General features: G+C 69.8%; 22 protein-coding genes and 3 pseudogenes. 18 read left to right on the top strand and 7 right to left on the bottom strand.

What is annotated here, in order from left to right; genetic code table 11:
- The first annotated feature begins 215 nt into the window (after positions 1-215).
- From M8542_RS49195 to M8542_RS49165, 7 genes and pseudogenes are all read left to right on the top strand, one after another.
- On the top strand, positions 216-533 hold the full coding sequence (locus tag M8542_RS49195; protein WP_257927352.1) for an iron-sulfur cluster biosynthesis protein: 318 nt from the start codon (positions 216-218) through the stop codon (positions 531-533).
- A 304-nt stretch (positions 534-837) separates the two neighbouring features.
- A complete protein-coding gene (locus tag M8542_RS49190) occupies positions 838-1,005 on the top strand; it encodes a hypothetical protein (protein WP_276588186.1) in 168 nt (55 codons plus the stop codon).
- Positions 1,006-1,077: 72 nt separating this feature from the next.
- Complete coding sequence (locus M8542_RS49185) at positions 1,078-2,448, top strand: NAD-dependent succinate-semialdehyde dehydrogenase (protein ID WP_257927351.1); 1,371 nt, start codon at positions 1,078-1,080, stop codon at positions 2,446-2,448.
- A gap of 16 nt (positions 2,449-2,464) precedes the next feature.
- The gene (locus M8542_RS49180) at positions 2,465-2,638 is read left to right on the top strand and encodes a hypothetical protein (RefSeq protein ID WP_257927350.1); all 174 of its coding nucleotides are present in this window, start codon (positions 2,465-2,467) and stop codon (positions 2,636-2,638) included.
- A gap of 28 nt (positions 2,639-2,666) precedes the next feature.
- Positions 2,667-3,548, top strand: a pseudogene (locus tag M8542_RS49175) (NAD(P)-dependent oxidoreductase); the annotation flags it as partial.
- Between the two features lie 4 nt (positions 3,549-3,552).
- Positions 3,553-4,698, top strand: coding sequence for a permease (locus tag M8542_RS49170; RefSeq protein ID WP_257927348.1), 1,146 nt, complete (start codon positions 3,553-3,555; stop codon positions 4,696-4,698).
- A gap of 345 nt (positions 4,699-5,043) precedes the next feature.
- A complete protein-coding gene (locus M8542_RS49165) occupies positions 5,044-5,457 on the top strand; it encodes an ester cyclase (protein WP_257927347.1) in 414 nt (137 codons plus the stop codon).
- 669 nt (positions 5,458-6,126) lie between these two features.
- Here M8542_RS49165 and M8542_RS50830 read toward each other — a convergent pair.
- Positions 6,127-7,032, bottom strand: coding sequence for a DUF2637 domain-containing protein (locus M8542_RS50830; protein WP_504970545.1), 906 nt, complete (start codon positions 7,030-7,032; stop codon positions 6,127-6,129).
- On the opposite strand from M8542_RS50830, the gene M8542_RS50825 reads away from it, so the two are divergent.
- Positions 6,962-8,029, top strand: a complete 1,068-nt coding sequence (locus tag M8542_RS50825) for an ANTAR domain-containing protein (RefSeq protein WP_504970546.1) — start codon at positions 6,962-6,964, stop codon at positions 8,027-8,029. The two genes, M8542_RS50830 and M8542_RS50825, sit on opposite strands and share 71 nt — an antisense overlap.
- On the opposite strand, the gene M8542_RS49150 is transcribed toward M8542_RS50825, so the two are convergent.
- Together M8542_RS49150 and M8542_RS49145 are read right to left on the bottom strand one after the other, a co-directional pair.
- The gene (locus M8542_RS49150; protein ID WP_257927345.1) at positions 7,981-8,760 is read right to left on the bottom strand and encodes a Mu transposase domain-containing protein; all 780 of its coding nucleotides are present in this window, start codon (positions 8,758-8,760) and stop codon (positions 7,981-7,983) included. The genes M8542_RS50825 and M8542_RS49150 overlap by 49 nt on opposite strands.
- A 104-nt stretch (positions 8,761-8,864) precedes the next feature.
- Positions 8,865-9,560, bottom strand: coding sequence for a GAF domain-containing protein (locus M8542_RS49145; protein WP_257927344.1), 696 nt, complete (start codon positions 9,558-9,560; stop codon positions 8,865-8,867).
- A 167-nt stretch (positions 9,561-9,727) separates the two neighbouring features.
- Between M8542_RS49145 and M8542_RS49140 the strand changes: the two genes are divergently transcribed.
- On the top strand, positions 9,728-10,543 hold the full coding sequence (locus M8542_RS49140) for a GAF and ANTAR domain-containing protein (RefSeq protein ID WP_257927343.1): 816 nt from the start codon (positions 9,728-9,730) through the stop codon (positions 10,541-10,543).
- A 37-nt stretch (positions 10,544-10,580) separates the two neighbouring features.
- On the opposite strand, the gene M8542_RS49135 is transcribed toward M8542_RS49140, so the two are convergent.
- Entirely contained in the window at positions 10,581-10,979 is a 399-nt protein-coding gene (locus M8542_RS49135) for an ATP-binding protein (RefSeq protein WP_257927342.1), read from the bottom strand.
- 237 nt (positions 10,980-11,216) lie between these two features.
- On the opposite strand from M8542_RS49135, the gene M8542_RS49130 reads away from it, so the two are divergent.
- From M8542_RS49130 to M8542_RS49105, 6 genes and pseudogenes are all read left to right on the top strand, one after another.
- Positions 11,217-11,699 (top strand): Asp23/Gls24 family envelope stress response protein, encoded by a 483-nt coding sequence (locus tag M8542_RS49130; protein ID WP_257927341.1) that lies wholly within the window; start codon positions 11,217-11,219, stop codon positions 11,697-11,699.
- A complete protein-coding gene (locus tag M8542_RS49125; protein WP_257927340.1) occupies positions 11,696-12,013 on the top strand; it encodes a hypothetical protein in 318 nt (105 codons plus the stop codon). The genes M8542_RS49130 and M8542_RS49125 overlap by 4 nt, the downstream gene beginning before the upstream one ends.
- Positions 12,010-12,186, top strand: a complete 177-nt coding sequence (locus tag M8542_RS49120; RefSeq protein WP_257927339.1) for a hypothetical protein — start codon at positions 12,010-12,012, stop codon at positions 12,184-12,186. Before M8542_RS49125 ends, M8542_RS49120 begins: the two co-directional genes overlap by 4 nt.
- Positions 12,187-12,193: 7 nt before the next feature.
- A pseudogene (locus M8542_RS49115) lies at positions 12,194-12,600 on the top strand (Asp23/Gls24 family envelope stress response protein).
- Positions 12,597-13,124, top strand: a complete 528-nt coding sequence (locus tag M8542_RS49110) for a DUF6286 domain-containing protein (protein ID WP_257927338.1) — start codon at positions 12,597-12,599, stop codon at positions 13,122-13,124. Before M8542_RS49115 ends, M8542_RS49110 begins: the two are co-directional and overlap by 4 nt.
- Positions 13,121-13,690: an alkaline shock response membrane anchor protein AmaP gene (locus tag M8542_RS49105; protein ID WP_257927337.1), complete on the top strand. Its 570-nt coding sequence runs from the start codon at positions 13,121-13,123 to the stop codon at positions 13,688-13,690. Before M8542_RS49110 ends, M8542_RS49105 begins: the two co-directional genes overlap by 4 nt.
- A 60-nt stretch (positions 13,691-13,750) precedes the next feature.
- On the opposite strand, the gene M8542_RS49100 is transcribed toward M8542_RS49105, so the two are convergent.
- Positions 13,751-14,347 carry a sigma-70 family RNA polymerase sigma factor gene (locus M8542_RS49100; protein WP_257927336.1) on the bottom strand — a complete coding sequence of 199 codons (597 nt, stop codon included), beginning with the start codon at positions 14,345-14,347 and terminating at the stop codon, positions 13,751-13,753.
- A 211-nt stretch (positions 14,348-14,558) separates the two neighbouring features.
- Here M8542_RS49100 and M8542_RS49095 point away from each other — a divergent pair, with 211 nt between their 5' ends.
- Entirely contained in the window at positions 14,559-16,409 is a 1,851-nt protein-coding gene (locus M8542_RS49095; RefSeq protein ID WP_257927335.1) for a GAF domain-containing SpoIIE family protein phosphatase, read from the top strand.
- Positions 16,410-16,536: 127 nt separating this feature from the next.
- Entirely contained in the window at positions 16,537-16,917 is a 381-nt protein-coding gene (locus M8542_RS49090; protein WP_257927334.1) for an STAS domain-containing protein, read from the top strand.
- 198 nt (positions 16,918-17,115) lie between these two features.
- Here the strand turns inward: M8542_RS49090 and M8542_RS49085 are convergent, their stop codons facing one another.
- Complete coding sequence (locus tag M8542_RS49085) at positions 17,116-17,817, bottom strand: anti-sigma factor (RefSeq protein ID WP_257927333.1); 702 nt, start codon at positions 17,815-17,817, stop codon at positions 17,116-17,118.
- Positions 17,814-18,422: an ECF RNA polymerase sigma factor SigK gene (gene sigK, locus M8542_RS49080; RefSeq protein WP_257927332.1), complete on the bottom strand. Its 609-nt coding sequence runs from the start codon at positions 18,420-18,422 to the stop codon at positions 17,814-17,816. Before sigK ends, M8542_RS49085 begins: the two co-directional genes overlap by 4 nt.
- 208 nt (positions 18,423-18,630) lie before the next feature.
- On the opposite strand from sigK, the pseudogene M8542_RS49075 reads away from it, so the two are divergent.
- Positions 18,631-19,398 (top strand): annotated as a pseudogene (locus M8542_RS49075) (molybdopterin-dependent oxidoreductase); the annotation flags it as partial.

Raw genomic sequence — 19,398 nt, 5'->3', positions numbered from 1 at the left:
CGGTCGGTCGATGCCACCAGACCCGGTGACACCACCCCCCGGATCATGCCTTCGACTGGGGGCGCAAGTCATGCCGGGCCTGGTGACCACAGCTCCTTGATCAGGAACCACGAAAAAGGTAACGGGGTACGCGGCTTCGAACTTCGGCTTGACCGTCCGCAAACGGCGCGAAGTCACGTCGGCGAACTCCTTTGCGAACCGAAAGAGAGACCAAGATGCTCGTCTTGACACCGGCGGCCGTCACGGTCGTAAATGCACTCACGACCGGGAACGGCATGTCGGGTGATGCCGGCTTGCGAATCGCGCTTCCGGACGAGGGGCCTCCGGAAGGGCTGACAGTGCAGGTGGTTCCGGGGCCGGCCGCGGAAGAACAGGTGCTCGGCGCCAACGGCGTGAACGTTTTCCTGGATCAGCACGCCGCTGCCTTCCTCGACGACAAGATCCTCGACGCAGAGGTTGATGAAGAAGGTGCCGCACAGCTGACCATCGGCCCGCAAACGCCGGAGAACGGGCTGCGGGTGCCTCCTCAGTGAAGTCGGAGATCACCAAGCTGAATCGCGAGGCTGTTGCTGCCAGTGATGTCCCTGCTGGCGCCGCGCGCCCAGAGCAGAGTTTCGACGGCAGCGAGTCAGGCCCAGCACGTGAGCCTCGATAGCGGCCGGCAGTTCGGGCAGGGGAGCACGTCGTCGACCATGCCGGTGCTGATCGCGGTGCTGGGCATGGAGAAGAAGGGGACGATGGCCTGTTCGTCCTGCGCGGGAACGGCGCGCCGCCACGATGGGCGATGGGGCGGGTTCCAGGCTTGCCCGTCGGTGCCGCGACCGGTGAGGATCTTCGATGGTGCACGTCAACGACCAGACCGTCAACGACGAAACCATCGCGCCCTTCGGCGGCATCGGCGACTCCGGCGGCAGCAGCCGGCTCGGCTCGTTCGTCAACCTCGACGAGTTCACCCGCTGGCAGTGGGTCACCGTCCGCGACGAGCAAAGCCACCCCGAACTCTGAGCGCACGAGTTTCCCTCCGTCGCCTCGGGGAACCCGGAGCGGGAACCGCACCCCGATCCGAGGAGGCCACCCGTGGCCATCGCGTCCGTCAACCCGGCCACCGGGGACACCCTGCACACCTTCGACGAGCTCACCGACGACCAGGTCGAGCAGAAGATCGCGCGCGCCGCGGCCGCGTTCCGCGAGCACCGCCGCACCTCCTTCGCCGAGCGCGCCGAGCGACTGCGCCGTGCCGCGGACATCCTCGAAGCCGAAACCGACGAACTGGCCCGGCTGGCCACCCTCGAGATGGGCAAGACGCTCGCCTCCGCCAAGGCCGAAGTCGCCAAGTGCGCGAAAGGCTGCCGCTGGTTCGCCGACCACACCGAATCCCTGCTCGCCGACGAACCCCACGACGTCGGCGACGACAACGCCAACGTCTTCACCCGCTACGAGCCGCTCGGCCCGGTGCTCGCCGTCATGCCGTGGAACTTCCCGTACTGGCAGGTCTTCCGTTTCGCGTGCCCGGCCTTGATGGCGGGCAACGTCGGCCTGCTCAAGCACGCGTCCAATGTGCCGCAGGTGGCGCTGGCCATCGAGGACGTCCTGCGTCGCGCCGGCTTCGCCGAGGGCGTCTTCCAGACGCTGCTGGTCGGGTCCGGCAAGATCGAGGCGATCATCGACGACGACCGCGTCCGCGCCGTGACGCTGACCGGCAGCGAGCCCGCCGGACGTCAGGTCGGCGCCCGCGCCGGGCAGAACGTCAAGTCCAGCGTGCTCGAACTCGGCGGGAGCGACGCCTTCATCGTCATGCCCTCGGCCGACCTGGACGCCGCCGTCGACGGCGCGGTCACCTCGCGGATGCTCAACAACGCCCAGTCGTGCATCAACGCCAAGCGCTTCATCGTGCACGAACAGGTCGTCGAGGAGTTCACTCGCCGTTTGGTGTCCGAAATGGAGGGATTGCGCATCGGTGACCCGATGGCCGAGGGCACCGACCTCGGCCCGCTGTCCTCCCCGGACGCGGTCGAGACGCTGGCCAAGCAGGTGTCCGACACCGTCGCGGCGGGCGCGCGGCTGCTGACCGGTGGCCACCCGATCGAGCGGCCTGGCAACTACTTCGCGCCCACCGTGCTCGCCGAGATCCCCGACGGCTCCCCGGGTCACCGCGAGGAGTTCTTCGGCCCGGTCGCGCTGGTGTGGACTGCCCGCGACGCCGACGAGGCCATCCGCATCGCCAACGACTCGACGTTCGGCCTCGGCGGCAGCGCCTGGACCCGCGACGAGACCGAACAGCGACGGTTCGTCGCCGAGGTCGAGACCGGGATGATGTACATCAACAAGTTCACCGAGTCGACGCCGGAGGTCCCGTTCGGCGGGGTCAAGAACTCCGGCTACGGCCGCGAACTCGCCGGCTTCGGCCCGCGCACCTTCGTCAACGCCAAAACCGTGTGGATCAACTGACGAGGGGGTCGCGACCATGACACACGGAAGGCCGAGCCCGCGGCAAGCCGACGAAGACCGCGGCGAGCGACCCGCGGACACCCAGCAGCCCCCACGGCGCAACGCACCGCAGGGACCGCTGGAAGACGACCGAGCCCGCTCCCGCGAAGGTCACCCGTCCGGCAACGAGAACTTCCGCGGCGAGCCCTGACCGACCAGGTGAGTTTCCGCGGCCCCAGCGCGGGTACCGCCGAAGCATGACCAAGACCGCAGCCGTGCTCGGCACGGGACTCATGGGCAGCGGCATGGCGCGTTCGCTCGCCAAGGCCGGATTCACCGTCACCGCCTGGAACCGCACCACCGAGAAGGCCCGCCCACTGGCCGAGGACGGCATCGCCGTCGCCGACGACCCGGCCGAGGCCGTCACGGGCGCCGATGTCGCGCTCACCATGCTCTTCGACACCGACGCGGTCGTCGACGTCATGAGCCGGGCGCTGCCCGCTTTCGGGCCGGACACCGTGTGGGTCCAGTCGGGCACCGTCGGCCTCGCCGGCACCGCCCGCCTCGCCGGCCTGGCCCGCGAACACGCCACCTCGTTCGTCGACGCCCCGGTGCTGGGCACCAAGCAACCGGCCGAGGAAGGCAAGCTCATCGTCCTCGCCGGCGGTTCTTCCGACCTCCAGGACGTCGTGGCGACGGTGTTCGACGCCATCGGCGCGCGCACCGTGTGGGTCGGCGACCGGCCCGGCGACGGGCACCGCCTCAAGCTCGCCGCCAACGCCTGGGTGCTGTCGGTCACCGCCGCCACCGCGCAGAGCGTCGCGCTCGCCGACCGGCTCGGCATCGACCCCGGCGGGTTCCTCGACGTGATCGGCGGCGGCCCGCTCGACTGCGCCTACGCCCAGCTGAAGGGCAAGGCCATGATCTCCGACGAGCTCGAGCCGTCGTTCGGGCTCGGCGGCGCGGTCAAGGACAGCGCCCTCATCCTCGACGCGATGCGCGACGCCGGCGTCGACGACCGGCTGATGACCGCCCTGCACGCCCAGTACGCTGCCGCCGAGGACGAACACGGCGACGAGGACATGGCCGCTGTCGTACACGTCGCCTCCGGTTCACACTGACCCGATGTGGGCGGCGATCGGCCGGGCGCTGGCGATGACGGGCACCATGCTCTGGGAGATCCTCTGGGCACTGGTCCTGGGCTTCGCGCTGTCGGCGGTCGTGCAGGCCGTGGTGCGCAAGGCGACCATCGCCAAACTGCTCGGCGACGACCGGCCGCGCACCCTCGCCGTCGCCGCCGGGCTGGGTGCGGCCTCGTCGTCGTGCTCCTACGCCGCGGTCGCGCTGGCCCGCTCGCTGTTTCGCAAGGGCGCGCACTTCACCGCGGCAATGGCGTTCGAGATCGGCTCGACCAACCTCGTCGCCGAACTCGGCGTCATCCTCGCCCTGCTGCTGGGCTGGCGGTTCACCGTCGCCGAGTTCCTCGGCGGCCCCATCATGATCGTGGCGCTGGCCGTGCTGTTCCGGATCTTCGTGCGGCGACGGCTGCTGGAGCAGGCCCGCGCGCAGGCTGAGCGCGGTCTGGCCGGGTCGATGGAAGGCCACGCGGCCATGGACATGTCCGTCCGGCGCGAAGGATCCTTCCTGTCCCGGCTGGGGTCGGGTGAAGGCTTCACCGCCGTGGCGCACGTGTTCGTCATGGAATGGGCGGCGATCCTGCGCGACCTGGTGATCGGGTTGCTCATCGCCGGCGCGGTCGGCGCGTGGGTGCCGGACTCGTGGTGGCACGCCCTGTTCTTCGAGGGTCACCCTGTCCTGTCGGCGGTGTGGGGTCCCCTGATCGGGCCGGTCGTGGCGATCCTGTCGTTCGTCTGCTCGGTCGGGAACGTCCCGCTGGCGGCAGTGCTGTGGAACGGCGGGATCAGCTTCGGCGGCGTCGTGTCGTTCCTGTTCGCCGATCTGCTCATCCTGCCGATCCTGAACATCTACCGGAAGTACTACGGCATGCGCATGACGCTGGTGCTGCTCGGCACGTTCTACGCCGCGATGGTCGTCGCCGGCTACGCCGTCGAGCTGCTCTTCGGAGCGACTGGGCTCACTCCGCGGCAGCGGGACGCCACCGTGCTGGAGCACGGGATCTCCTGGAACTACACGACCTGGCTGAACATCGCCTTTCTGCTGCTCGCCGTCGTGCTGGCGGTTCGCTTCGCCCGCACCGGCGGCCTGCCGATGCTCAAGATGATGAACGGCGCACCCGCCGACCAGAAGTAGTCAGACTGCCGAGACCGCTGCCGCCGCGGGCGAAAGCTCCTCCCGCGACCGAACGGCCGGCACTCGCGCGTCGGCCGGGCCGATCACCGCGTCCAATAGCATGTTGGCGGCGCGCGCGATCCCAGCGGCTTCCACACCGCCATGTCGCGGTTGCTCGCCGCAGCGGCACCGGTTGCAGGCCCGCGCGCGGCTCTTGCCGCCAGCTGGAGGTGTACAGCTTCGACGGTCGGTAGATCTGCACGGCGTCGCCGAGACTGCTGGTGACGGCACGGCCGACGCCGTCCATGTTTCCGCTTGCCCCGGCCGGGCATCCTCCTGGCGAACGACCACTCTGAGGAGGTTCGCATGGTGCGGGAGCAGAACATCGCCACGCAGGAGAAGGCCGCTGAACTGATCAATTCCGGCAATACGGACGCCGGTGTCCTGATGATGTTCGCCGAGGACGCGGTCGACCACGACCCGGCTCCCGGCCAGGCGCGGGGCCGCGACGGATTCCGTGACTTCTTCCGCACGCTCTTCAACGCGTTCCCCGACGCACATCTCGAGCCCGCGACGCTGGTGGCCGACGACGATCACGTGTGCCTGGCCTACACGCTGACCGGCACCCATCAAGGTGAGTTCCAGGGTGTCGCGGCCACCGGCAAGGAGATCGAGGTTCGCGGAGTTCAGATCGGACGATTCGAGAACGGGCAGATCGTGGAGCGCTGGGGCAGCACGGACGAGCTGGGCATCCTTCGTCAGCTGGGCGTCACGTCGTAGAAACCTTCGCAAGAAAACATGAGTCGTGTTCATCGCTACTCGTCAGAACGAGTTACAGCCTGGCGATGAGATCGATGTGAAGATCGAACGGCTCGTGGAAGGCGGGCTCGTCGGCGCGCGGCATGGAGGTGCAGCGCTCAGGGAGCTACGCCGCCCGGCTCTGCTCGACCGGTGCCCAACTCGGCAGGCCATCGACCGTGCGCCCTCCGGTGCGGTTGGGCAGACCAGTGCTGCTTGTTGCCGCCGCTTTGGTGATCTCCAGAAGAAGGGAAGCTCTCGGCGCAGCGCGTCCTGTTCCGCACGAACGTCCTCGAGGCGCTCTTCCCGATCTTCCCGCTCCTTCACGACGCCATTCACTCCGACGGGTCGGTGGTGACCAGTACATCCAGGTCGACGGGGTCAGCTGGACCGCGGGCGAGTGCTCTGTCGAGACTGGCGGGCGTTGAGCTGAGCTTCCTGGATGCGGTCCCGGAGATTGGCGATGATCTGCACCAGCCGCGGCCGGGTGGAAGGGCAGCCCGGTCGGCTAACGTCGAGTCCCCTCAGCTCGACGTGTCGGCATGCCTCCTTCCTTGTTGGGCTCCAGTGGAGCGTGCCCGGCGGCTCGGCCACCCCTCTGGCCCATTCGAGCAGGTCGGCGGCGCGCCACTTGCGGAGGATGCGACGGCCTTAGTTGTGAGTGCCGGCCACCCGATCGAGGTCTGCGCCGGTTAGGGTCCGCCCTTCTCGGCACTCCTGCTCGTAGAACGACCACATGCGTTGCTCGGCGGTTTGATCCACTGGTTCGTCCGAGACTGTGGACAACCCGGCTGGACATCCCCGCTCCGCTGATGCGGCGTCGACGACTGGTAACACACGGTGACGCTTGAGAGCTCGGTTGAGGAGTTCGACAGCCAAGAGCAAGGCCAAGGGTGGGCATGCCGCAACCGCGATGCCGAACGTATTGAGCTCGGGGGCCGAGTCGATGTTGGCGCAGAGCGAGAGTGTGATGCCGAACGCGAAGGCCAGCCAAGCTTGCCAGCGACTTCCGCTGCCTGATTTCCACAGTTCGACGGTCGCGATGATCAGCAGGCCGTCGACGATGAGCGGCCAGATGGAGGCGGTTGTCTCGTCTGCTCCGAAGCGTTCGGCGAACCGGCGTCCGTGCTGGTACGAAGCGTAGGCGGCGCCGAGGGCGACCAGCCCAGTGCAGAAGCACTGGATGACGAGCGCCAAGCCGTTGTGGTTGTGACGGTGTGAAGGGACGGCGGATGTCCGTGGTTTGTGACCGCAGCCGCGGATCGTTTCATGATCAATATTCGCGAGAAGTGACCGCACCGCCGACGCGCTGCAGCTGCGGTTGGTGCCACTGCTCGCAGCGGCGATCGCGACTGTGGCGCTTTGTGCCCGGGTGAGGTGTGATCTGGTGGTGAGGTCACAAGGCGAGCCGGTCGAGCCGGCGGTCGAGGTCGAGCAGTTGCGGGAGGCTCTTGACTCGCAACCGGTCATTGAGCAGGCCAAGGGCATGTTGATGTTGTTGCGCGGCTGGACGGACGAGCAGGCCTTCGCCGGGTTGCGGCAGGTGTCGCAGAACACGAACGTGAAGCTTCACGACGTTGCGACGGTGATCGTGGCCGCCGTGAGCCGTGAGCCGTGCGCAGGTGTCCGGCGTCGACGAGCAGGTGAAGGGCCTCGTGCTCGACGAAGTGCGTCGACGGATTTTGGGCGCGCCGTTCGAGTAAGAGGCGACGATGGACGATCAGCTCGGGGCGCTCGGCGGGCGCCGTTTCGCCTCGCGCGGCGCCTGCTCGTCGGCGCGGGCGCTGCTGTGTGCCAGTCGGTAGGACTCGGTGCCGGTCTCAATGATGTTGCCGCCGAAGGTCAGGCGATCGACAATCGCGGCGCAGAGCCGCGGGTCGGTGAAGGTCTTCGTCCAGCCGCCGAAGCTCTCGTTGGACGCGATCGCGACGGGCGCCTTCTCCTCCCGCTCAGTCAACACTTGGAACAGCAGCTCGGCGCCGCGTCGGTCGAGTTCCGTGTAGCCGAGCTCATCGATGCAGAGAAGGTCGGCGGCGGCCTCGACGAGTTCGTTGACCAGCTTGGTGGCCAGGATGTATTTGACCCGGAACCCGGCCATCGCCGCCTCGGTGCCCAGCGCGATCAGCAGGTGCGACTTGCCGGTGCCGGAGTCGCCGATCAGGCAGAGCGGCAGGCCCTTGCGGACCCAGTCGCAGGTGGCCAGGGTGTGGATGACTGCCGGGTCGACGGTCGGGTTCTCGTCGAAGTCGAACCCGCGCAGCGACTTCTCTCGCGGGAACGCCGCGGCCTTGATCCGGCGTTCGGAGCGGCGCCGGGCCCGGTCGTCGCATTCGGCCATCAGCAGCTCGGCGAGGAACCCGCGGTAGGACATCTGGTCGCGGCCGGCGGCCTCGGCGATGTCGGAGAACTGAGCTCGGATGGTCGGCAGCCGCAGCGCCCGGCAGGCCTGGTCGATGGCGGCGTCGGCGGCCTGCTCGGTCAGCCCGCGGTGGCGTTTGGTGGTCATCAGCGTGTTCCCTTCCTGCGTCGGCGGCTGGGCAGTAACTGGTCATAGACCGCGACCGAGGGCAGCGGCCGGGTGTCGGTGGGCAGCTGCGCCAGCCGGCGCAGGGTCAGCGATGTGACCTCGCCGGCCGGATTCTGGGCCGATGCGTGCTCGGGGGCGGTGGTGTCGGTGTCGGCGGACCAGCGGGCCTCCAGGGCGAGCGCGTCCGCGGTGAGCGCGCCGGCCCGCAGCGCGGCGGCCAGGCCGGCGGCGACGTGCTCGTGGGCCAGGCGGCGGTGCAGCAGCAGGACCTCGATCAGCGCGCGGGTGCCCTCGGCTTCGCCGTGGGCCTTGCGGGCCGCGGCCCACCAGGCGTCGTGGACCGGGGTGAACTTGCCGGCGGCGCGGGCCTGCTCGAGCGCGGTCGCGCCGGGCAAGGCGCCGGGTTTGCGCAGCAGCGCCTCCAGATAGTGGTCCAGTTCGAGGCGGGTGCCGCCCTTGGCCAGCAGCCGTTCGTGCCGGGCGACCTCGGTCCGGCCGTCGAACACGACCAGCTCGGAGGCGTGCAGCAGGACCCGGACCCGGCGGCCGATCAACCGAACCGAGACCGAGTATTGGTTGGTGCGGACGCTGACCAGTGAGTAGCGGTTGACCCGCGGGGTGAACCAGCGGCCGGTCTCGAACGGCTCGGCCGGCAGCGGCCGCAGCAGCGGCGCCTCAAGGGCGAACATCTCGCCGATGGTGCGGGGCCGGCTGCCGATGCGACGGGCGTCGTCGGCGAGATCGTAGGTGTCGATCATGGTGTTGAGCTCGGCCAGCGAGTCGACCTCGGGGACCGGGACCAGGTGGTTGCGGCGGAACCAGCCGATCTGGCCCTCGACCCCGCCTTTCTCATGCGCCCCGGTCAGGCCGGGCTGGCAGTAGAACGGCTCGACACCCCAGTGAGACCGGAAAGCGACCCACCGGTCGGTCTCGACCCGCTGCCGGGAGAACCGGTCACTTGGGCGACCGCGGCCTTGAGGTTGTCATACCGGATCTGTCCGGCCGGCACCCCACCCAAGTCCCGGAACGCGTGCTCGTGGCCTTCGAAAAACGCCTCCTGTCCACCCGAAGCAAACGCTCGGTGCACGGATTTGCCGGAGAAGGAGCAGCGCAGCGCGAACAGGATGAGGGCACCCGGGCGGTCGCGGTAGAGGTCGAACGAGCCCAGCCGCACGACCCCGACCTGCGGCGGGAAGGAGAACACCGCCGCCGCGCCGAGGTCGGCGGCACCCGGTCCGAACGCCGGCCACCGGGCGAGGTCGGCGGCGAGGTCGGGCACCAGGATGGGGCCGCCGGTGGCGAAGGTGTCCATGCAGGGGCCTTCGCCCACCGCGAGCTGCAGCTCCTCCAGCCCGGCGCTGACCGGGTCGCTGGCGTGGACGAGCCCGCGATGATGCTCGCCGGCCCGGCCGCCGACGGCTTTGCTGAGGACCGTCACGCTCGCTCCGGAGATGTCGAGGGTGGTGACGCAGGCGTCGCAGATCCGGTCGACGCGGACGTCGGCGTGTCCGTTGGTGGTCAGCAGCGCGCGCAGGTGCTGCCGCCGATCGTCGGTCACGGCGCCACTCCCGTCTCCCCCTGGAACCGCTACCCTAGGCTGTGGTCCGGTCGAGTGCCCTGCGGCCGCACCCGGCCGCCCGGGAGTATCGCCGGTTGCGCCTTCGTCGCGGATCTTGTGGGATGGCCCCTGGTCGGTTTCCGGGTGACGACCCCGGGCATTCTTACGTGAAGAAGAACCATGACAACCGCACTGGGGCCCTCGGGGAGCTGACCATGGCAGACACGTCAGAGAGCCGTGGCTCCCTGGTGGGCGAGCGGGAAGGGCGGGTGTCGCGCACGTTCGTCCGGCTGGCCGACACCTTGGTCGCAGACTTCGACGTCGCCGACTTTCTCGCCATGCTCACCGAGCAGTGCGCCGCGTTGCTGAACGTCGGTGCGACGGGCGTGATCCTCGTCGATCCCGCAAAAACCTTCCAGCTGGCGGCCACCTCCTCTCAGCGCGCGGAACATCTGGAGCTGTTCGCGATCCAGACCGAGGACGGGCCCTGCATCGACTGTGCCCGGACCGGCGCACCGGTCTTCTGCGCCGACCTGACCACCGCAAAAACTCGTTGGCCCCGGTTCACCGCCGCTGCCCACGAGTGCGGATTCCGAGCCGCGCACGCCCTGCCGATGCGGTTGCGAGACGAAGTCATCGGTGTCTTGACCTTGCTCGATGCCGAGCCCGGCGCGCCGGAGCCGGAGGACATCGACCTCGGACAGGCCCTCGCCGACGTCGCGACCATCGGAATTCTGCAACAGCGCACCATTGAACAGCGGGATGTGCTGGCTGCCCAGTTGCAGAACGCGCTGCACAGCCGCGTGGTCATCGAGCAAGCCAAGGGAGCACTTGCCGAGCGCGGCGGGATCTCGGCGGACGAGGCGTTCCAGCGCCTGCGGTCCTACGCCCGCTCCCGGCACCTTCGGCTGACCGACCTTGCCGGCTCGGTGCTCGACGGCAGTATCGACCCGGTCGTGGTACTCGCTGACGGCCAGTCGTAGCGGGTCGCCGGACGCTCATCCAGGCCGCTGCGCCGGCTCAGGTGGCCGCTACGTCGGCCCATACGGTCTTGTCGTGGTCGCCGCGGGTGATGACGCCCCAGCGACGGCTGATCGTATTGACCAGGAGAAGTCCCCGGCCTCGCGTGTTGCCCGGTGAGGTTGCGCCGAGGTGCAGCTCGAGGTCCGGGCGTCCGTCGTCGATCTCCAGCAGGACCGAAGACGCACGGTCGCGGTACCGAATGCGGAACGCGCGTATGCCGTGGGCGTGGTCCATCGCGTTGGCGGCCAGTTCGGTCGCCAGCAGTACGGCGTCTTCGACCAGTTCGGTCGGAGCGCTGTCGAGCACGTGCCGGGTCCACCGCCGCATAGCCGCCAGATCCGGCGCCGCCTCGGCATCTAGGCAGTAATCGTAGGTGGCGAGTTGTGGCGGGTCCATGCAGGTCCTTCGGCGAGCGCTACGCGAATCCGGATTTCACCTTCGGTTACCCGGTGAGCAAGAAATTACGCGCTCCGGCATCTCAGGATGAAACAGGTGCCGAGCGGATTTCAAACACGAAATCGGCGAGAGCTACCCCACGTCTTGCGTCCCGTGACGTTCTTCGACCGGCCGGGTCCTTCGGATGTCCAAGCACGCGGGATCTGCCCGCCTTGCCCCGACTCGAAGGAGTTCCCCATGACGAACCCGGCCATCACCAGCACCACCGCGAAGACTCCGGCCCACTCGGACGCCACCGTCGTGGAGCGCGAGACGGGCGCTCTTTCGTCGGCGCACGGGACCACGACCATCTCCGACGTCGTCGTCCAGAAGGTCGCCGGCCTCGCCACCCGCGAGATCGCCGGGGTGCACGCCCTAGGCGGCGGCGCTTCGCGGGCCTTCAACGCTTTGCGCGAGCGGATCCCCGGTGCGACCGCCTCCTCCAGCCAGGGCGTGGCCGTCGAGGTCGGCGAGCGCCAGGCCGCGATCGACCTGCAGATCCTCGTCGAATACGGCGTCTCCATCGCCGACCTGGCCCGCTCGGTGCGGCGCAACGTCATCACCGCGGTCGAGACGATGACCGGGCTCGAGGTCGTCGAGGTGAACCTCACCGTCTCCGACGTCCACCTCCCGGGTGACGACGAAGGCGACGACACCACCGTGACCGGCCGGGTGCTGTGACCCCCGGCGTCGAACTCGACGCCGCCGCCCTCGCCACGGTGGTGACGGCGCTTCCTCAGGTGGCCGGCCTGCACAGCGGCCGCTTCGGGGAGATCGCCACGCTGCTGCCCGGACGCCGCGTCCCCGGCGTCCGGATCCGGCCCTGGGAGATCACCATCGGCGTCACCGGCCGCCATCCGGCCACGATCGCCGAGATCGGCGCCGCGGTCCGCGCCGCCGTCGGGCTGATCGACCGACCGGTGCACATCCACATCGGCGACTTCGCCGCCCCCACCGCAACCCCCGTGGCCGCCACTATCGAGGAGCTTCCGTGAACCACACCCACCTCGGCCTCTTGACGGGCCTCGTCCTGGGCCTGGCCGCCGCGTTCGGCGGATTCGGGGCCTTCCTTCTCGTACTCGTCCTCGGCGGCCTCGGCCTGCTGGTCGGCCGGTTCCTCGACGGCAAGCTGGACATCTCCGCACTGTCCGGCCGGGATCGGGGCTGACCACGTCATGAGCACCGCGACCCTGCCCGACGTCACGCCCCGGACGGCTCCGGCCGACCCCGGCGAGCGTGGCGCGCTGAGCATCGCCGGCAGCGCCGTCGAACGGATCGCCGCCCAGCCGCCACCGAAGTCGACGGCGTCGGCGGGGCCGCCACCCGGGTCCTGGGGGTGGCGGTCGGCGGCGAGACCCCCGACCGCAGCGCCAAGGTCACCGCGACGGTCACCGCCGACACCGCCACCCTCGCGGTCCGGCTCTCGACCGGCTACCCGCAGTCGGTCCGCGCGACCACCGAAGCCACCCGGAACCACCTGGTCCGCCGCGTGGAAGAGCTGACCGGCCTGACCGTGGAGCGGGTCGACATCACCGTGACCGCCCTGCATGCCGAGACAGCCGAGACCCGGAGGGTCCTGTGAAACGCCGTCCCCGCCGCAGCACCCCCGCCGCACTCGTCGCGGTGGTTCTGCTCGCCGGGTGCGTGCCGGCCGCCGTCGTCGCGATCCAGGCGATCTTCGGCAAGGTGCCCTGGATCAGCTATTCCGGCATTGCCGACCGGCTGCACGCCACCCACTGGAACGACTTCGTCCCGGTGCTCGCCGGCGCGGCGGCCGCGCTGCTCGGGCTCGTGTTGCTCGCCGCGGCGCTCCTGCCCGGCAGGCTCGTCGTCGTCCCGCTGCGGGGTGAGACCGATTCGGGTGCCTCCCGCCGCAGCTACCGCTCCACGCTGCGCGCCGCTGCGTCCGATGTGGACGGTGTGACCGCCGCGACGCTGAAAGTGAAGCGCCGCAAGGTCACCGCCCGGGTCCGCACCGCGCGGACGAACGTCGAAGGACTGCCCGACGCCGTGCGCACCGCGATCGAACGACGGCTCGCCCAGATCGCCCCCGCCACCACACCCGCCGTCAAGGTCCGGGTCACCTCCACCAGGAGCAAGTCATGAGCCTCAACCGCCCGGCCCGGCTCAACCGCACACTGCTCGCCCTGTTCGGCCTCGCTCTGCTGGCCGCCGGCGGGTTCGCCGTCGCCGCCCACTTCGGGAAGCTCACACTCCTCGCCCCGGGCTCCGCGCTCACTCCCGGCACGTCCGCACCGCCGACCTGGGTCTGGTACGTCGTCGCTGCGTCCGCGATCGTCGCCGGCCTGCTTCTGCTGCGCTGGCTGGCCGCGCAGCTCGCGCGGAAGCCGAAAACCCACACCTGGCGCTTCGAGACCGACCCGGACCGCGGCCGGACCGAACTGGCCGCCGCGACCGCGACAACGCCGTTCCTCGCCGAAGTCGAGACCTACCCCGGCATCCATGCCGCACACGCGACCCTCGCCGGCACCCACGACGCCCCGGCGCTGGCCCTGGTGCTGAGCGTCGAGCAGGACGGTCACCCGACGGCCATCCGCGACCGGCTCGAAACCGAGGGCCTGCCGCGCCTGCGCCAAGCTCTCGACCTCGACGCGCTCCCGGTGACCATCGAATTCCGCTTCACCACCAAGTCCGGCGCCCGCACTCGCTAGTCGGTCGCCGTTGGTCGTGCAGGCACGTGACCGGCATGCCACGTCAGCACGCGGGTGGCCTCAGGTCGTGGTGACCAGGGCTTCGCGCAGGTGGATCAGACCGTCACGAAGCCCGGTGGTAACGGTCCCCGCGGGAGCGGGCAGGACCTCGGCGATCTCGCGGTGGGTGTGGCCACCGTAGTAGGCCAGCAGAATCGCTTGCCGTTGAACGCCGGTCAAGCGCGCCAGCCCGTGGCGGACCGCGGTGTCTTGGTCGGTCGCGGTACTTCCGCCGCCGATCGGATCGAGCACGGCTTCGCTGGTTTGCGGGCTGCGTCCCGCTGCGGCCGTTGGCTGATCGGCGCGTACGCGGTCGACCGCGTAGCGGTGCGTCAGGCTCACCATCCACGTCAGCGCGCTGCCGTGCCTGGCGGCGTAGCGAGGGGCCTGCTGCCAGATCTGCAGCCACGCCTCGTGGGCGACGTCCTCAGCCTGAGCAGACGTGTCCAGCATCCGCGCGACCATGCCGAACATGGGCGCGCACAGCTGGTCGTAGAGCTCGGCGAACGCGGCCTGATCACCCCGGCCCACCAGGCCTAGGAGCTCTTCGGCGGAGCGACGGGACGTCTCTGATGGTCGTGCTGTGGATGCATCGTGCTCGCGCGGCGAGGTCGTCATCGTCGTCCTCACTGGACCAGATGTCGGATTCGCCGTTGCGGCGAATGGAGTGCGGCCAGTGAATCACACACCACGACCGCTACCCAGGCAAGCGGCAGTCGCGTCCCGCTGCGGCGTCGCCACGAACGCGGATCGATCGTGACCACAGGGTCGATTTATAGTGGCGGCTGATTCGCGGGCGTGACCACGCCCGGACCGCGTCGGGGGTGGCATGGCCGAACACGATGCCGCGGCCCCGCTGACCGGGGACGCGGCCCTGAGGGAGCCGGGCCGGTTGGCCGCGCTGATCGAAACCGGGCTCGGCACTGATCCCGACGGTGCACTCGACGCGCTGGCCGACCACGCCCGGCGACGCGTCGGCGCCCCCGTGGCGCTGGTGTCCCTGGTCTCCGATCAGCAGCAGGTCTTTCCTGGTCTGGCCGGGCTCGGGCAGCCGTGGGCGCTGACCCGCTGTACTCCGCTCTCGGGGTCGCTGTGCCGCCAGCAGGTGATCACCGGCGCTCCGTTGATCATCGATGACGCAGTCACCGACCCCCGGTCGCGGGACAACCCCTCCGTCGCCGACATCGGCATCGGCGCGTACGCCGGGTTTCCGCTGACCGACGCTGCCGGCCGGGTCCTGGGCAGCCTGTGCGTGATCGATCACCAGCCTCGCCAGTGGCGCGAGTACGAGCTGAGCGTGCTGGCCGACCTCGCGCTCGCCAGTTCCCTGGAGCTACGGCTGCGGATCGCCACCCAGGACGCCCAGCGCGAACGTTCCCGCACCGATACCGCCGAGGCGATGCTGCGGGAGGCGTTCACCCGCTCCCAGCTGCTGCTGACCGCCTCGCAGGCCCTCGCCCGCGCTGACGACATCTCCCAACTGCGCGGGATCGTCACCGACCTGGTCTCCGGCGAGCTGAAACCCGTCTACATCGGGCTCACCCTCACCGGGGGAGACGGTGACCTGCACCGCATCGACGACCCGTTGCAGGCCGTCGGTCCCGAATCCGGCGCGGCGCACTCCCACGTCGACGACCGCACCCCGATCGCGCTCACCGCCCGCGAAGCCAGCCTGCAGCTCTACGCCGACCCTGACGCCATCGCCGCCGCGTTCCCGCCGGCGGCGCAGCGCCGTTACGCCGAGCTGGGCCTGCACGCGATCGCCTGCGCCCCGCTTCCCGGACCGGACGGCGTCGCCGGGGTCCTGCTGTTCGGCTGGGACACTCCACACGAGGTCGACCTGCTCGAACAAGCCGTGATCATGACCCTGGCGGGGTATGTCGGCCAGGCCTTGGAGCGCGCCCGGTTCCTGGAGGAGCGGGTCACCGTCGCCCGCGAGCTGCAGGAGGCGATGCTCACCCAGCTGCCGCGGGTCACCGGCCTGGGGCTCGCGGCGCGCTATCTGCCGGCCGGCCAGCGAGAGCAGGTCGGCGGTGACTGGTACGACGCGGTCGATCTCGGGCGGGTCGACGGGGCCGACCACGAGGCAGTCGTCCTGGTCGTCGGTGACATCACCGGCCACGACATCCACGCCGCCACGCTGATGGGGCAGGTCCGCAGCATGGGCCGGCAGGCCAGTTGGGAGCGTCCGGCCGGGCCACCCTCGACGGTCCTGACCGCGGTCGAGCAGGCATGTGCCGCGACCGGGATCGGCGCGACCGGAACCGTACTGCAGGCCGACCTTCGTCCCGACGCCGACGGTCGCTGGCTGCTGCGCTGGGCCAGCGCCGGGCACCTCCCGCCGATCGTCCGGCACCATGACGGGAACACCACCGTCCTGGAGGGCGTGGACCTGATGTTCGGGTATCCGGAGCTGCGCGAGGCCCCGCCGACCGACCGCGAGCTGTGGTTGCAGCCCGGCGACACCGTCGTGCTCTACACCGACGGACTGGTCGAACGCCGGCGCAGCGACCTCGACGCCGGCATCCGCCGGCTGCAGGACACGATGGGCGTGCTGGACCCCACCGACCCGGACCGGTTCATCGCCGAAACCGTCCGCCGCATGCTCGGCGACGGCAATCCCCACGACGACGACGTCGTGGTGCTGGCCGCGCACGTACCCTTCCCCGATCGGCGGTGACCGGGCGCGGCCGGTACCGTCGCAAACGTGTGGTGACATGCCCTTGCCGGGGAGATCGCCATCCCGCCTTCCGCGGACCGCTTCCCGCCGGTTGCCGCCTCCCCGGCCCGGAACGAGGCCTCTCCCCATGACCATCCCGGCGCCTTGCGGCGTGATCACCCAAAACGACGGCGCAGTCATACTGGCCCTCGCCGGGGAACTCGACCTCGCAACAGCGCCCGAAGCCCGTGCTCTCGCGGCCTTGGCTCATGACGAAGCCGCTGCCGGGGCGCGCAAGCTGCTCGTGATCGATCTGCGCGCGATCACGTTCCTTGCCTCCATGGGTCTGGAGTTGCTGGCGGATCAGCGCAGCCGGGCCGCCCGGACCGGGGTTGCGATCGCTCTCGTCGCGACCACCCGCGCCGTCACCCGGGTGCTGGACATCGCCGGACTGACCGCCCAGTTCGTGTCTTGTGCAGATGTCGAATCCGCGCTTACGAGCTCGAAGCTTCCGCCGGCCGAGTCCTAGGCGCGGTAGGTCCACTTCCGTGCTACGAGCGGCGATCATCGTGCCCACGTTGCAAGGCAAGCGCCGGTTGACTGGCCCCCGCGGACGCGTTGACGGTTCCGCACGAGGTACGCCGAATGCTGGTTCTGGCGAGCATCAACGACATCGAGCCCGTTGTCGACTCAGGTGAGGCGGCCGCCGACTGACGGCCGCCTCACCTCAGGCCAGCGGAACTCGGATCACAGCCGGCGTTGTGGGTTGCGGAGACCCGGCCGTTGGCTCGGTCGTGATGCCGACGCGGTCGGCATCGGCCGGCAGCGGGACGGTCAGGATGCCGGAGCCGGCGTGCAGCAGCCCGGCCGACTGGGCCCCCCGCGACCCGATGACCCACACCTGGTAGCTGTGGCCGGCGTCGAGAGGAGGCAGATCCTGCGTGGCGATCAGCGCTTGGCCTCGTTGGCGCGAGATGGTCACGACCGCGGAGCCTCCGCCGGTGCCGTCCGCGCGGAGCACGTTGGCATCCGGTGCGTCCGAGACGGCGACCTGGGCCGTCGGGGCTGGGTCCGACTGCAGCGAGCCGATGCTGATCCCGCCGAAGAGGACTGCCGCGGCGGCTGCGACGCCCGCCACGAGGCCGAAAGTGCGCGTGCGCCATGACCTTGGTGAGCGGGTCTCGGTCGTGACCGACGGCGGGATCTGCCGCGTGGCGGTGATCTCGGTGAGCACCCGGCTGCGCAGCCGGGTATCCGGGGCGGTGGCCATCGCCATCCCGAGGCGGGCGGCCGTTTCGCGGAACTCGGCGACCTCGCGGCCGCAGGTCGGGCAGTCGGCCAGATGGCGGGTGAAGGCGGCGCGTTCGAGGTCGGTGACCGCGTCGAGCACGTACGCACCGGTCAGGGTGTGGACTTCGGCGGTGGTCATCGGGTTGCTCCCAGTGCGTCTCGCAGGCGGATCATGCCGTCGCGCATGCGGGTTTTGACGGTGCCGATCGCGACGCCGAGCTTCTCAGCGACCTCTCGGCAGGTGAGTCCGTGGAAATAAGCCAGCAGGATGGATTCCCGCTGCAGTTCGGTGAGCGTGGACAGGGCCTCGCGGACCAGCTGGTGTTCTTCAGTGGACAGTGCGGCTTCGGCGACATCGTCGAAGGGCCGGTGAAAGTCCAGCAGCTCGACTCGGTCCTCGCGATCACGGGCGGACTGCTCGGAGCGGACCCGGTCGATCGCGCGCCGGTGGGCGATGGTCAGCGCCCACGTGGTGACCTTGGCGCGGGCCGGGTCGAACTGCGCGGCTTTGCGCCAGATCTCGAGCAGGACTTCCTGCGTGACCTCTTCGGACTGCGCGCGAGAGCGCAGGACATGCATCACGGTCCCGAAGATCGGACTGGCGAGCTGGTCGTAGAGCGCGGCGAAAGCCTGCTCGTCGCCGAGGGCGGCCCGGCCGATGAGTTCTTCGGGCGTCGGAAATACGGCAGGGGTGCCCTGGGGTGGCAGTCGAAGAGCGGTTAGGGTGGCTCGCGCGGCGGTCATGGTGAGTCCTTCCCGGCCGGAGCCGTGCCCGCGCTCCGCAGCGGTCGGAATGCGCTGCCCGGCGGGCTGTCACCAGTGTTTCGTCGGTCGACGTCCTACGTATTGGTGCGAGTTCCCAGCCTGTGGCGGCTGTCACTGGGATGGGTGACGTGCGTCTCGACAAGGTCTCGGAGCCAATACGATGGCCGCGCGGTATCGAATGACGTTCATGGCCGCGACAAAGCTGGAGAACCCGCCCGAGAGCCCTGCTCCGTCGCAGCGGACCCGGTTGCGGTTCTTCGCGGCCGCGTTCACCGGAGTTCTCGCGCTCGCCGCCGCGCTGGCGGCGGGGCACCTGGTGGCCGGGTTCATCAGCGTCAACGCCTCGCCGTACCTCGCGGTGGGCAACGGCGCCATCGACCTCACCCCGGTCGAGCTGAAGGATTTCGCCGTCCGCACCTTCGGCACCTACGACAAGCTGGTGCTGCTGGGCAGCATGGCGGTGGTCATGGTGGGGGTGGCGGCGTTCGCGGGTGTCCTTTCGCGACGGTCGCCGGTGCCGGGCACAGTGCTCATCGCCGTGTTCGGCCTGGTCGGTGCGTTCGCGGTGTATCAACGGCCGGACCTGACAGCTGTCGCGCTGCTGGCCCCGATCACCAGCCTGCTGGTGGGCGTCGCGGTTTTCGTTCTCCTGCACCGGATCGCGCCGCAGGTGTGGCGTGACCCGGAGTCGGACGAGAAGACCGGTACCTCGCGGCGGGCGTTCCTGCTCGGCGGCGCCGGGGTCGTCGTCGGCGCCGGCGCGGCGGGGCTGGGCGGGCAGCTGATCAGCTCGTCGCGCGACGCGACGGCGTCCCGGGAAGCGGTCGGCAAGCTGGTCCCGGCCCGGACCGCGCCGATGATCCCCGCCGACGCGGACTTCGCCAAGCTGGGGACGCCGCCGTTCCTGACGCCGAACGACAAGTTCTACCGCGTCGACACCGCGCTGTCGGTGCCG

It is taken from the genome of Amycolatopsis iheyensis, from assembly GCF_024703995.1.
Classification (GTDB): Bacteria; Actinomycetota; Actinomycetes; order Mycobacteriales; family Pseudonocardiaceae; genus Amycolatopsis; species Amycolatopsis iheyensis.
The sequence above is the reverse complement of the archived record's forward strand: the minus strand, read 5'-3'. Positions and strand labels throughout refer to the sequence as shown.